Annotated in this window: 11 protein-coding genes; 3 read left to right on the forward strand and 8 right to left on the reverse strand. The window is 70.8% G+C overall.

The window, feature by feature from the left end:
• Nucleotides 1-7: 7 nt before the first annotated feature.
• The 5 genes from ABT114_RS20240 to ABT114_RS20260 all read right to left on the reverse strand — a co-directional run bounded on the left by ABT114_RS20240 (nt 8) and on the right by ABT114_RS20260 (nt 5,221).
• Nucleotides 8-607, reverse strand: coding sequence for a GTP-binding protein (locus tag ABT114_RS20240; RefSeq protein ID WP_351144176.1), 600 nt, complete (start codon nt 605-607; stop codon nt 8-10).
• On the reverse strand, nt 591-941 hold the full coding sequence (locus ABT114_RS20245) for a DUF742 domain-containing protein (RefSeq protein ID WP_351144177.1): 351 nt from the start codon (nt 939-941) through the stop codon (nt 591-593). The genes ABT114_RS20240 and ABT114_RS20245 overlap by 17 nt, the downstream gene beginning before the upstream one ends.
• Nucleotides 938-1,366 (reverse strand): roadblock/LC7 domain-containing protein, encoded by a 429-nt coding sequence (locus ABT114_RS20250; protein ID WP_351144178.1) that lies wholly within the window; start codon nt 1,364-1,366, stop codon nt 938-940. Before ABT114_RS20250 ends, ABT114_RS20245 begins: the two co-directional genes overlap by 4 nt.
• Nucleotides 1,363-3,702 carry a sensor histidine kinase gene (locus ABT114_RS20255; protein ID WP_351144179.1) on the reverse strand — a complete coding sequence of 780 codons (2,340 nt, stop codon included), beginning with the start codon at nt 3,700-3,702 and terminating at the stop codon, nt 1,363-1,365. Before ABT114_RS20255 ends, ABT114_RS20250 begins: the two co-directional genes overlap by 4 nt.
• A gap of 208 nt (nt 3,703-3,910) precedes the next feature.
• Complete coding sequence (locus ABT114_RS20260; protein WP_351144180.1) at nt 3,911-5,221, reverse strand: DUF5685 family protein; 1,311 nt, start codon at nt 5,219-5,221, stop codon at nt 3,911-3,913.
• A 289-nt stretch (nt 5,222-5,510) separates the two neighbouring features.
• Here ABT114_RS20260 and ABT114_RS20265 point away from each other — a divergent pair, with 289 nt between their 5' ends.
• Nucleotides 5,511-5,948, forward strand: a complete 438-nt coding sequence (locus ABT114_RS20265; protein ID WP_351144181.1) for a cell division protein SepF — start codon at nt 5,511-5,513, stop codon at nt 5,946-5,948.
• 35 nt (nt 5,949-5,983) lie between these two features.
• On the opposite strand, the gene ABT114_RS20270 is transcribed toward ABT114_RS20265, so the two are convergent.
• Nucleotides 5,984-7,174, reverse strand: coding sequence for an acyl-CoA dehydrogenase family protein (locus ABT114_RS20270; protein WP_351144182.1), 1,191 nt, complete (start codon nt 7,172-7,174; stop codon nt 5,984-5,986).
• A 134-nt stretch (nt 7,175-7,308) separates the two neighbouring features.
• Nucleotides 7,309-8,919 carry an MFS transporter gene (locus tag ABT114_RS20275; RefSeq protein WP_351144183.1) on the reverse strand — a complete coding sequence of 537 codons (1,611 nt, stop codon included), beginning with the start codon at nt 8,917-8,919 and terminating at the stop codon, nt 7,309-7,311.
• 264 nt (nt 8,920-9,183) lie between these two features.
• On the opposite strand from ABT114_RS20275, the gene ABT114_RS20280 reads away from it, so the two are divergent.
• Together ABT114_RS20280 and ABT114_RS20285 are read left to right on the forward strand one after the other, a co-directional pair.
• Nucleotides 9,184-10,371 carry a mannosyltransferase family protein gene (locus ABT114_RS20280; protein WP_351144184.1) on the forward strand — a complete coding sequence of 396 codons (1,188 nt, stop codon included), beginning with the start codon at nt 9,184-9,186 and terminating at the stop codon, nt 10,369-10,371.
• Between the two features lie 237 nt (nt 10,372-10,608).
• Nucleotides 10,609-11,667 (forward strand): phosphatase PAP2 family protein, encoded by a 1,059-nt coding sequence (locus ABT114_RS20285; RefSeq protein ID WP_351144185.1) that lies wholly within the window; start codon nt 10,609-10,611, stop codon nt 11,665-11,667.
• A gap of 133 nt (nt 11,668-11,800) precedes the next feature.
• Here the strand turns inward: ABT114_RS20285 and ABT114_RS20290 are convergent, their stop codons facing one another.
• Complete coding sequence (locus ABT114_RS20290; RefSeq protein ID WP_351144186.1) at nt 11,801-12,016, reverse strand: I78 family peptidase inhibitor; 216 nt, start codon at nt 12,014-12,016, stop codon at nt 11,801-11,803.
• Nucleotides 12,017-12,339: the final 323 nt, after the last annotated feature.

A 12,339-nucleotide genomic window follows, 5' to 3' on the forward strand; every position in this document is an offset into this window, starting at 1 on the left:
CGCAGCGCTACCGCACCATCGCCGCCGCCCGCCGCCGAGGAGCGGCCCGCACACCGATCACCCGGTCCATCAGCGCTCCCAACACATCCCGTACAGCCCCCCGCTCCCGCGCATCACACTCCAGCACAGGCACATCCGCCCCCAACCCGAGCGCCTCCCGCACCTCCTCCAGCTCGAACCGCTCCGCGTCATCGAAGCGGTTCACGGCGAGGACGAACGGCGCCCCCTGCGCCTCGAAATAGTCGACGGCCGGGAAACAGTCCTCGATCCGCCGGGTGTCCGCGAGGACAACCGTGCCGAGAGCGCCCTCCACCAGGTCGTCCCACAGGAACGAGAACCGGTCCTGCCCGGGCGTACCGAACAGATACAGCGCGATCGTCGGATCGAGCGTGATCCGCCCGAAGTCGAGTGCGACGGTCGTCGTGGTCTTGGACTCGACACCGACGAGGGAGTCCACACCCACCGAGACCTGAGTGATCGCCGCCTCCGTGTCCAGCGGCTCGATCTCCGAAATGGCCCCGATGAAGGTCGTCTTGCCGACCCCGAGCCCCCCACTGACCACGATCTTCACGGCCAGCGGCACGATCCTGTCAGAGCGCCCGGACATGGTCCCTGATCCTTTCGAGCATCTGGAGCGGCAGCTCCGCGGGTTGCCGACAGGCCAGTTGCCCGGCGACGACGAGGTCGGAGATCAGCACCTTGGCGACTCCGAGGGGTACGCCGACACGGTCCGCCACCTCGGCGACGGTCGTCGGCCGCTCGCATACGGCGACGATGTGCCGCCGCTCGAACGTCAGCGTCTCGTCGGGTACACCGACGGCGACGACCAGCGTCTCCAGGCGCAGATCGGCCTGGAGGGGCTCGGCCCGGCCGCCGGTGATGATGAACGGCCGGACGAAGTCCGCGTCCTCCGTGTCTTCGAGGGGATGTTCGCCGCTCACCGGGGCAACGCCTGCCGCAGGTCGGCGATGAGTACCGGCGTCAGCAGATCGCCGGCCCGTTCCGCGAGCACCGCCATCTCATAGCCGACCAGGCCGAGTTCGCCGCTCGAGTCGGCGAGGACGCCGAGACAGCTGCCGTCCCGGATCGCCGAGACGAGCAAAAAGCCCCGCCCCATCTCGATCATGATCAGCTTGACCCCGTCGAAGCTGTATCGCTTGGACGCACTGCGCGCCAGGCTGCTCAGCCCCGAGACGATGGCGGCGAGATGGTCGGCCTCGGTCCGCCCGAGCCCGTCCGACACGGCGATCAGCAGCCCGTCGGAGGAGACGGCGACCGCGTCCCGTACCCCGTCGGTGCTCTTGACGAAGTTGGCGAGCAGCCAGTTGAAGGTGTGCGAGTCGTTGGGGGTGTCGACAGTGGTCATTTGGCGTCACCCTCGCTGGTGTCGGTGTCGGTTGCCTGCTGCTCATCGGCCCTGGCCTTGGCCTTTTCCTTCTCCTTCTCGACGCTGATGCCGCCCCGCATGTGCGCGCTGCGCAGGGTGGACAGCAGACCGGAGACCGCCTCGGGACTGCGGTCGGGCGTCGGCCCGGCGGGGGCGGGGCGGCTGGGGCGGTCGGTCTCGCTGACCGCCTCCGCGATCGCACTGCGCCTCGGCCGCTTGACGAGGCCGTTGCGGGTGCGGGCGGCGGAGGTGCCCCTGGCGCCCGCGGTCCTGCTCTCGCCGGGCTTCGCGTCCGCCGCCACGGAGACGAGCTCGGTGGCCGTGGCCTTGGGCGCAGGCGTCTCCTTGCGCGGTACCGGAAGCGCAGCCGATGCGCCCGCCGCCGGCGCGCCCGCCGCGGACTTGCCCGCGGCCTTCCGCTGCGGGGCCTCGGTGAGCAGGTTCGTGGGGATCAGCACCCGCGCGACCACACCGGCCGCCGGCGCCTCCCCGAGCCGTACCTCGATACCGCACTTACGGGCGAGCGCACCGACCACGAAGTGGCCCAGGAACCGGGTGGGTTCGGCCATGAAGCTGGCGGTCCCGGAGAGCCGTACGTTGGCCTCGGCGAGGGCCTGGGTGTCCATGCCGAGCCCGTGGTCGACGATCGCGACCAGATACCCGGCGCTGGTGCGCCGCCCCTCGATCTCCACGTCCGAGTCCGGCGGCGAGAAGCTCAGCGCGTTCTCGACCAGCTCGGCCAGCAGATGGGAGATCTCGGCGACGACGGAACCGGTGACGTACGCGGGTTCGATACGGCGCAGGGTGACCCGGCGGTACTCCTCGACCTCGGAGAGCGAGGCGCGCAGCACATCGGTGATGGCGAGCGGGGTGGACCAGGGCCGGGGGCTGGACTCCCCGGCCAGCACGAGGAGGCTTTCGGCGTTGCGGCGCATACGGGTGGCCAGGTGGTCCAGTTCGAAGAGGTTGGCGAGGGTCGCGGGGTCGGCGTCCTCGTGCTCCAGCCTGTTGATGAAGCTGATCTGACGGCGAACCAGGTTCTGGTTGCGGCGGCCGAGACTCACCAGCGAGTCGGTGGTGTTGCGCCGCAGCACGGCCTGTTCGGTGGCGAGGTCGAAGGCCGCGCGCTGGACACGGTCGAACGCCTCGGCGACCTCCCGGACCTCGGCTCCGGCGCCGGCGGGCACGGCAAGCGGCGCGGGTGGTTCGGGGTTCTCACCGGAGTTCGCGTTCTGCACGGCGGCCACGGCCTGCGGCAGCCGGTCGCCCGCCACCTCCCGGGCCTGCTGGGCGAGTTCGGTGAGCGGTGCGGAGACGGACCGTACGCAGTCGAGGGCGAGGGCGCCGAGTGCGGCGACCGTGCCGAGCGCGAGCAGCAGGAACAGCAGCAGGTCGCGCTGCGCGGCGCTCTCCAGCTCGGCGGCACGGTTCTCGACGTCCGTACCGAGGGAGACCTGCACGTCCCGCAATCCGTTGATGGTCGAGGTCATGGAGCCCCACCAGGCCATGGGCGGGATGTCGTCCCACTTCAGCCGTCCGCCGGCGTGCACCGCGACGCTCTCGTACGACAGGGCGTCCTCCGCGTCGGGGGTGGTCAGCGCCGCGTCCAGGCGGCGTTCCTGGGCGTCGGTGGCCGAGCGCGGGAAGTCGTCGAGGGCGGCGAGGCGCCCGGCACGGATCTCCATGAAGCGGCTGTAGTCGTCGCCGCGGAACCGTCCGGCACGCACCGAACCGAGCACGATGGCCCGCTCCTCGCCGGTGAACTCCTTGGCGTTGCCCAGGACTTGGAGCGTCTGGTAGGCGTCGCGCAGCTGCCCGTCGTGCACCGCGCCCAGACCGAGGTCGAGCCGGTCGAGGACGGTGATCGTCGTGGTGAAGTAGTCGAAGGTGGCCTTGACCACGCCCGTGCCGTCGTCGGCGTGCTTGCGGATCCCGGCCAGCCCGTCGAGCCGGCCGAGGGACTCACGCACGGCTCCGGCGGCCGCGTCGCCACGCCCGTGCAGCGCCGCGTCGAGGTCACCGCGCGCGGCGTCGGTCGCCTTGCGCTGGGCCGGCAGCTTGGCGCGGAACTGCTTGACCCCGCCCACGTATCCGGTGGTGAGCCCGCGCTCCTTCTGCAGCTCGTGGACGAGGCCCTGGAGGGTGATCTCCAGCCGGGCGTTGTCCGCGGTGGCGGCGGCGTTGCGGTAGGCGGAGATCTGCTCGGCGGCCGCGGCGCCGAGCAGCGCCAGCAGGACCGCGAGGGCGAGGCCGAGGATCCTCAGGAGTCTGGTGCGAATGGTGCGGGGGGCCTTGCGGCCTGTGGCTGGGTCCACTGAAGTGCCTTAAGTGGGTGGTGAGTTGGTCGGAAGCAGAACGCAGAAATAGCTCTGCTGGCCGACCAACGAGCCCCGCCGGGCACCGGTCACCCGATCATGTTTTTGTTTTACCCAGCCGAAACAAGGCCCGCGCGGAAGCGCAGGTCGACGCCCGCACTCACGGGGCAGGTATACAAGGACACCGACGTCATGTCACCGGGCGCGGTCACAGCCCGCAGTCGCAGCACGAGCAGCACTCGCAGCATTCACAGCACTGGCAGGCCTCGCAGCAGGAGCAGTCGCAGTCACCGCAGTCGCTGCACCACCCCTCGCGCTTCTTCCGCGACCACGGTCCCTCGTACTCGTCGGCACAGCACACCTTGCAGGTGCAGCACAGCCCGATCGCGGCCGCGCACCCGGCCCACAAGCCCCGCTTGCCGGGCCGCGGCGGCTCACCGCCGAAGGGGTTGCCGCCGCGAGGACTGCCGGGAGTCTGCGGCGCGTGGGGCCCCTGCGGGTCGTACGGCGCGCCCTGCCGCGGCGGCCCGAAGGCACCCTCCGGCGCATGCCGGAACACACCGTCCGGCGCATGCCCGAACGCACTCCGCGGCGCACGCCCGAAGACCCCCTCCGGCGCATGCCCGCAGGACTCCGTCCCGAACGCCCGGTCCACCGAGCGTCGCAGCTCGTGCGCGAGCAGCAGATGGGCCAGCTTGCCGTCCGTGCTGTGCTTCTCCGGGGAGACCCCGGGCCCCCAGTCCACCTCGCGCAGGGCGAGCCGGATGCCGTGCAGCGCGTCGTCGGCGAGACGGCGGGCTTCGGTGAGCGAGGTGCCGGTCGCGGTGAGGGGGTTCCAGGCGCCCGACGCGGCGTCAGCTTGCCTGTCCTCGACGGCGTCCAGCAGATGCGCGAGCCGTCCGAACAGCCGTCCGGCCTCGGCGAGCGGCCCGGCGTTGCCCGGCCGCCCCGCCAGTACCGCGGTGTGCGCGAAGGCCGCCGCGGTGGCGGTCTCGGTGGGTTCGGTGACCTCCAGGATCGGCGTGCCCGGTCCCGCAAGGGCCTCCAGACCGATCTGCCGGTCCACCGCGTCGACGAGTACGGCGGTGTCGAACCCGACGGCGGAGCCGCTCCGGGCACCCGCCCGCCCCCAGCTCCGGGCGACCCGGCGCGCGGCGAGCGCCACCGGCCGCCGCGCCAGCAGTCCGTCCCGGTCGGCGACATGGTCGTGCACCTTGGCCGAGGCGAGCACCAGCGAGACGGCGGCCGCGAGCCGGGCCCCCTCGCCGTGCACGACGGAAGCGGTGCGCATACCGCGCAAGGGGCAGGGCCCCGCCGTACGCCGCTGTCCGCCCGCGGTCGGGTCGGCCTGAGCCTCCGTCAGAACGGATATGAGAAGCCCGTCATAGTTCGTCACGATCCTCGCGAACTGTCCGTGGTCCGAGCGCAACGCGAGACAGAGCCCGCACAAATGCGCCATCCACTGGGACTTGAGCCCCTCACCGAGGCGGTGACTGCATGGCCTGACGATTCCGAACACGACGATCCCCCGCGGTGTGTACGGCGTTGAGCTGCGGCATCGTATAGGCCACTCCGTTCACCCGTACGCACCGCCCGTCACCCGGACGCCATGACAATCATATTTCACTCACAGTCAGCAGCCGCACACGGCAAGACCCTTGGGAAACGCGGGCTCTCGACGGATCGGCTGTGCACCAGTAACGTCACAAACCCCCCGTGCGGCGTCTATCCACTTGGCGCGACATCCGCATCATGGACGACCATAGAGATGCGGAAAGCAAGAATGACCGCTGTGAGAGGAGGCGTCCATGGGATCGGTGCGCAAGGCGAGTGCCTGGCTTGGCCTCGTCGACGACAACGATGACGAGCGTTACTACGACGACGAGTACTCCGAGGGGACCGACTCCAGGGACGCCTGGGTCACCGACCCCCGAGTGAAGGTGGCCACGGACACGGCCGAGGAGAAGGGCCGCCGGATCGGCACGGTCACCCCGGACAGCTTCCGGGATGCCCGCGCCATCGGCGAGATGTTCCGGGAAGGCGTCCCGATCATCGTGAACCTCACGGCCATGGAGGCGGCGGACGCCAAACGGGTCGTCGACTTCGCGGCCGGACTGATCTTCGGACTGCGCGGCTCGATCGAGCGTGTGTCCACCCGCGTGTTCCTGCTCACCCCCGCCGACACGGAGGTCGTGAACGGTGAACCGGCCGCGCACCGTTCGGACGGCTTCTTCAACCAGAGCTGAGGCAGGGCCGCTCACCGGCCCCGCCCCGGCCCGGTTCACCGGAAGGCGTCGAGCCCGGTGAGCGCCTTGCCCAGCACGAGCTGATGCATTTCGACGGTGCCTTCGTACGTCAGCACCGACTCGAGGTTCGTCGCGTGCCGCATCACGGGGTACTCCAGGGAGATCCCGTTGGCACCGAGGATCGTCCGCGCCGTACGGCAGATCTCGATGGCCTCCCGTACGTTGTTGAGCTTGCCGAAGCTGACCTGCTCGGGACGCAGGCGGCCGGCATCCATGCGCCGCCCCAGGTGATGGGCGAGCAGAATCCCCTTGTGCAGCTCGACCGCCATGTCGGCGAGCTTGGCCTGGGTGAGCTGGAACCCCCCGATGGGCCGCCCGAACTGCTCCCGCGTCTTCGCGTACGCGACGGCGGTCTCGAAGGAGGCGCGCGCGGCACCCATCGCGCCCCAGACGATGCCGTAGCGGGCGTGGGAGAGGCAGCTGAGGGGTCCGCGGAGCCCGGTCACGCCGGGAAGGACGGCGTCGGCCGGGAGTCGTACGTCGTCGAGGACGAGCTCACTGGTCACGGAGGCGCGCAGGGACCACTTGTGCTTGATCTCCGGGGCGGAGAACCCCGCGCTGCCGGTGGGTACGACGAACCCCCGGATCCCGTCGTCGGTCTGCGCCCACACGACGGCCACCCCGGCTACCGACCCGTTCGTGATCCACATCTTCCGCCCGTTGAGCACCCAGTCGGAGCCGTCGCGCTTGGCGTACGTGCGCATGGCGGCGGGGTCGGAGCCGTGGTCGGGCTCGGTGAGCCCGAAGCATCCGATGACCTCACCGGCGGCCATGCCGGGCAGCCAGCGCTGCTTCTGCTCCTCGCTCCCGAACCGGTGGATGGCGTACATGGCCAGTGACCCCTGTACGGAGACGAGGGACCGGATGCCGGAGTCGGCGGCCTCCAGCTCCAGGCAGGCCAGCCCGTACTGCACGGCGGTGGCGCCCGCGCAGCCGTACCCGCTGAGCGACATCCCCAGCGCGCCGAGTCCACCGAGCTCGCGGGCGAGCTCCCGGATGCCGGGCAGTTCCCCCTTCTCGTACCACTCGGCGACATACGGCAGGACGCGGTCCGCGGCCCAGCTCCGCACGGTGTCCCGGATGGCCAGGTCCTCGGGGTCGAGCAGATCGTCGATGCCGAGGGGGTCGGCAGGGTCGAACGGGGGCAACTTCGAGGACGCGGACATGGGACACCCTCCGGCAACTTAAAACTAGCACCGCTAGTTACGGCTCGACCGCCGCCGACGTTACGACGCAGTGTCCCCTACGTCCACCGTTCCTACAGACTGAGCGGGAGTGAGCCCTGCATCCAGGACGCCGCTCAAGCCGAGACGCGGGACTCTGCTACTTCCCTGGGGGCAGGGAGCTCCACGGCGGCAGCGCTCTCGCACTGCATCACCCGCGGCAACCGCAACGCCAGCACCGCCCCCAGCAGCAGCAACCCCGCGCTCACGAACAACGTGACATGCAGTCCGTGCACGAAAGAGTCGCGAGCCGCCCTGCGCAAGGCCGCCCCGGCCGACCCCCCGAGCCGCCCGGCAACCTCGTACGCCTCACCCAGTGAATGTCCCGCCGCCACCCTGTCCGACGCCGGCACCCCCGACACTCCCGCCAGCCCTGGTGTGTACGCGGCGTTCATCACGCTGCCGAGCAACGCGATCCCGATCCCGGCCCCCAACTGGTACGACGTCTCCCCGACCGCCGCGGCCCCGCCCGCCTGCGCCGACGGCGCCTCGCTCAGCATCGACTCGTACGCCCCGAACAGCGTCATCTCCAGGCCGAAGCCCAGCAGCAGGAACCCGACGAGCAGCAGCCCTGCGTTGTCGTCGCCGCCCATCGCCGTCAGCGTCACCACCGCGGCCGCCGTCAGGCAGAAGCCGAAGCACACCATCCGCCGCGGCCCGAACCGCCGCAGCAGCCGCGCCCCCGCCAGCCCGGACGCCATCGCGGCGACCGTCAGGGGGAGCAGCCGCAGCCCCGTCTGGAGAGGGGACAGACCCAGCACGAGCTGCAGGTACTGCGCCGCGATCAGCTCAAGGCCCACCAGCGCGAGCATCGCCAGCACGATGCACCCGACCGACGTACTGAACGCCGGCCGCGCGAACATCCGCAGGTCCACCAGCGGATGCGTACGGCGCCGCTGCCGTCGTACGAAAAGAACCAGCAGCACCGCGCCCACCACCAGCGGCACCACCGTGCTCACGCTCCCGGCCGGTTCCCCGCCGCCGAGCCGCTTCACGCCGAGGACCACCCCGAACAGCCCGGCCGCCGCCATCAGCGCGCCGACCACGTCCCAGGGCCCGTCGTCGGCCCCCTTCGACTCGGGCAGCAGCAACCGCCCGACCGGCAGGCTGACCAGCATCAGCGGGATGTTGACGAGGAAGACCGACCCCCACCAGAAGTGTTCGAGGAGAAAACCGCCCAGCAGCGGGCCCACCGCCGCGCCCACCGCGGCCACCGCGCTCCAGATGCCGATCGCGAGCGCCCGCTCGCGCCGGTCCGGGAAGACCTGCCGCAGGATCGACAGCGTCGCGGGCATGATCATCGCGCCGCCCACGCCGAGCAGCGCCCGCGCGAGGATCAGCACCTGAGCGTCCTGGGCCAGTGCCGCCAGGCCGGAGGCGACGCCGAACAGCGTGTAGCCGAGGAGAAGGATCCGTCTGCGGCCCACCTTGTCGCCGAGCGTGCCGAAAAGGATCAGCAGCGAGGCACAGACAAGGGGATAGGTGTCGACGATCCAGAGCAGCTCCATGGCGCCGGGCCGGAGGTCCTCGGTGACGGCGGGCACCGCCACGTGCAGCACGGTCGCGTCGACGGCGACGAGGAGCAGGCTGACGCACAGGACGACGAGGACGACCCAGCGGTTGGCACCGGTACCGGCCCCGGCCGCCCGACGGCGCAGCGCAGCGGCGGCCGTGGTCGTCTGGGACATGCACGTACCTCCAAGGTGATCCCTCGCGGTGCGGCGGGCTCACGGGGTTGGGGACTCCCCCGCGACTCGGCCGGAGAGGAGCGGTGGTCTCCGGCCCGCGCAAACGCATGCGAGTGACTCGCCAATGTACGCGAGTTCGTCCCCGTGCCGAGTGGCGGACCTCTCACCCTCGCCACGCAACCGATGTGGCGTACGCCACTCCCCTCACCCCCCAGTACGCCCCGGCGAGCCGTCCGGTTCCGGGTGCGGTCGATAATCGAGCCCGTGACCGATCTTGAGACGCGTGCGGCACCCCCGCGCTCCGCCGCCCTGCGCCGGGCGGCTCCGGCCCTCCTGGGGTACGCGGCCGTACGCGCCCTGGGCCTGCTCGCGCTGGCCCTGTGGAGCGGCGCGCGCGGCAAGAGCGCGTACACGCTGCTGACTGCCCGCTGGGACTCGCTGTGGTACACGAGGGTCGCCGAGCTGGGCTATGGCTACGAGGTGCGGCTGCCGAACGGCGACGTCCACTCCAACCTCGCTTTCTTCCCGCTGCTGCCCTGGCTGGAGCGGCTGCTGCACGCGGCCACCCCGCTGTCGTACGCGGGCGCCGGCTTCACCGTCAGTCTGCTCGCCTCGCTCGCCGCGGCCTGGGGGATCTTCGCGGTGGCGGACCTCGTTCACGGGCGCCGGGCCGGCGTGTGCGCCGTGCTGCTGTGGGCGGTCCTGCCGGTCGGGATCGTTCAGTCGATGGCATACAGCGAGTCACTGTTCACGGCGCTCGCCGCCTGGTCGCTGTACGCGGTACTGACCGGCCGCTGGCTCACGGCCGGCCTGCTGGCCGCGCTGGCCGGGCTGACGCGGCCGGTCGGGCTCGCCGTGGTCGCCGCGGTGTGGGCGGCGGGGATCGCCTCGTTCGTGCGAACGCGCAGCGATGCTCGCCCGCACGGCGCACACATAGAGATGCACGCCCCCTCCCCCGCCCGGCGCGCCCTCGCCATGCTCCTCGCCCCCCTCGGTGCCGCCGCCTACGTCCTGTGGGTCGGCCACCACACCGGCAAGGGCCCGCTCGGCTACCTCGACGTCCAGGCCGGCTGGCGTAACGGCTTCGACGGCGGCTACGCCTTCGCCCGCTTCGTCGGCGACAAGTTCACGTCAATTCCATCGGCCCTGGCCGGCGTCGGGCTGATCGTCGGGGTCGGCCTGGTGATCTGGCTGTACGTCGTCGGCGTGCGGCAGCGTCAGCCGCTCCCGCTGCTGGTGTACACGGGTGTCGTCACCGCGCTCGCCCTGTGCGCGTCGAGCTACTTCGGTTCGAAACCGCGTCTGCTGCTGCCCGCGTTCCCGCTGCTGCTGCCTCTCGCCGTGGCCCTGGCCCGGCTGCGTACGGCGAGGTCGGCGCTGATGGTGGGCGGTGTCGCAGCGTTGTCGGCCGTGTACGGGGCGTTCTGGCTGAACGGCTCCGGTCCACCATGATCAACTTTGACCGACGGTGAGCGGTCGCGGAAATCCACCCGAGGATTCGGTGAACGAATTCATAAGCGGCATGAAACTACCCTCTGGGATGATCAAAGGAATTACAGGAGGCGGTCGTGCGGCATTGGGGAATCCCAGGAAATAGACCTCCTCCTGAGAGGAATCCCACATCACATCGTCATCACAAAGCCGCTGAATCGCCCGGGAACAGAGCTCACTCGCTGTAACGTCCATTGGGTGCGTACCGAACGAAACCTCACCCGTCTGGACCGGGTGTTCACCAGGCTGGACCGTGAGCCGGAACGACCGGCCCACATCGATGTGCCGAAGATGAGCCGACACCGGCTCGTACTCTTCAGCGCGACCCTGGCCTTCTATCTGGCGATCGTGTGGGCCGTGGTGATCACCTCGTGGCTGGTCCGGCTCGACTGGCAGGTCATGTTCTTCCGGCCGTACCAGCAGTGGCCGGAGATCCACGCCTTCCTCGACTACTACGTCGTCCTCGGCCAGCGCGGCCCGACGGCCGTGATGGTCGCGGCCTGGCTGGGCTGGCGCTCCTGGCGGCAGCACACACTGCGCCCGCTGCTGATGCTGGGCACCTCGCTGCTGCTGCTGAACATCACGGTCGGCGCCGCCAAGCTGGGCATGGGCCGGCTCGGACCGCACTACGCGACCACCATCGGCTCGAACGAGATGGGTCTGGGCGGCGATATATTCCCCAGCGGCCACACCGCCAACGCGGTGGTGACCTGGGGGATTCTGGCGTATCTGGCCTCCACGCCGAGAGCGCGCCGCTGGCTGTCCGCGCTCTCCGCGGTGACCTCGCTCGGCGTCGGCCTGACCACCGTCTACCTCGGTACGCACTGGCTGAGCGACGTCGTCCTCGGCTGGGCCGCGGGTCTGCTGATCCTGCTGGCACTGCCGTGGACCGAGCCCCTGGTCGCCCGCGCCGAGACCGCCCTCTTCGACCTGCGCGACCGCTGGCGCACCCGTCAGCCTGTACCTGTCACCGCAACCCCGGGAAGCCTGGCGCCGACCGCTCCGGTGCTGCTCAAGCCGCGCGCCCCGGCCCAGGACGAGGCACCCGCGGCCCGCGAGACGGAGGCACCCGCGGCCCGCGAGACGGTCGCCCCGCCCCGCCCGCCGCGGGCCCCCGCCCACCTGGCCCCCGGCCCGCACAGCACCCGCTCGGAACGCACCCCGGTCACCCCGGCGGGCAGCCGCCGCCCGCCCCACTCGGACCGCCTGCCGCGTGGCACGGCCGCCTCGGCGGCCCGCCCCGTGACAGGCGGCTGACCACCACGTACGGCGGGGGCTGCCGGTACGCACAGCCCGGCCCCGCACAACGCACGACGAAGGCCCCGGCTCCCGCGTCCCGGGAGCCGGGGCCTTCGTCATCAGTTGTGCCTCAGCCCTTGTCGGTGGTGCCTCAGCCCTTCCAGGACCGCGTCACCCTGCCGTCCTTCACCTCGAAGTTCAGCCGCCCCACGCGGTACTCCATGGTGATGATCGTCCCCGGCGCCAGCGAGCGCACCGTCGTCCACCCCCGCTCGCGCGCGAGCCGCTCGGCCCGCCCGGCCTCGAGGCCGACATACCCGGCCGGACTGTCCTGGGGCTCCGCTGGCGGAGTGGGAATCGGTGCCATACCGCCACGCTAGGCCGTGAGCGGCTCTCCCGGAAGCCGGACCGGCGGCGTGGATCACTCTGGTCACACTTCTGTCACAGGATCACGACACGCGTGTCGGCCGAACTCCGTCACACGAACGAGCGGTTGCGTACGCCTTCCGCACGTATTCGAACGTAATTCCCGCGTGTCGGCCCGACCCGGTAAATAGGGCGACGGAAAGTGCCGGGAGAGCCGCCCCGGATTAATGTTCCATTCCGATTCCGCGCGGGCCGCGACACCTGATGCCGCATAAGAAATACACGGCTCCACCACAGAACCCCCTTACGCCCCCTGTTGGGCGC

Source organism: Streptomyces sp. NPDC002088 (assembly GCF_040296605.1).
Taxonomy (GTDB): Bacteria; Actinomycetota; Actinomycetes; order Streptomycetales; family Streptomycetaceae; genus Streptomyces.

Excerpts from the sequence above, each read along its gene's own strand:
- ABT114_RS20250 (WP_351144178.1), bottom strand. The coding sequence starts at position 1,366 with ATGACCACTGTCGACACCCCCAACGACTCGCACACCTTCAACTGGCTG.
- ABT114_RS20275 (WP_351144183.1), bottom strand. The coding sequence starts at position 8,919 with ATGTCCCAGACGACCACGGCCGCCGCTGCGCTGCGCCGTCGGGCGGCC.
- ABT114_RS20270 (WP_351144182.1), bottom strand. The coding sequence starts at position 7,174 with ATGTCCGCGTCCTCGAAGTTGCCCCCGTTCGACCCTGCCGACCCCCTC.
- ABT114_RS20265 (WP_351144181.1), top strand. The coding sequence starts at position 5,511 with ATGGGATCGGTGCGCAAGGCGAGTGCCTGGCTTGGCCTCGTCGACGAC.
- ABT114_RS20240 (WP_351144176.1), bottom strand. The coding sequence starts at position 607 with ATGTCCGGGCGCTCTGACAGGATCGTGCCGCTGGCCGTGAAGATCGTG.
- ABT114_RS20290 (WP_351144186.1), bottom strand. The coding sequence starts at position 12,016 with ATGGCACCGATTCCCACTCCGCCAGCGGAGCCCCAGGACAGTCCGGCC.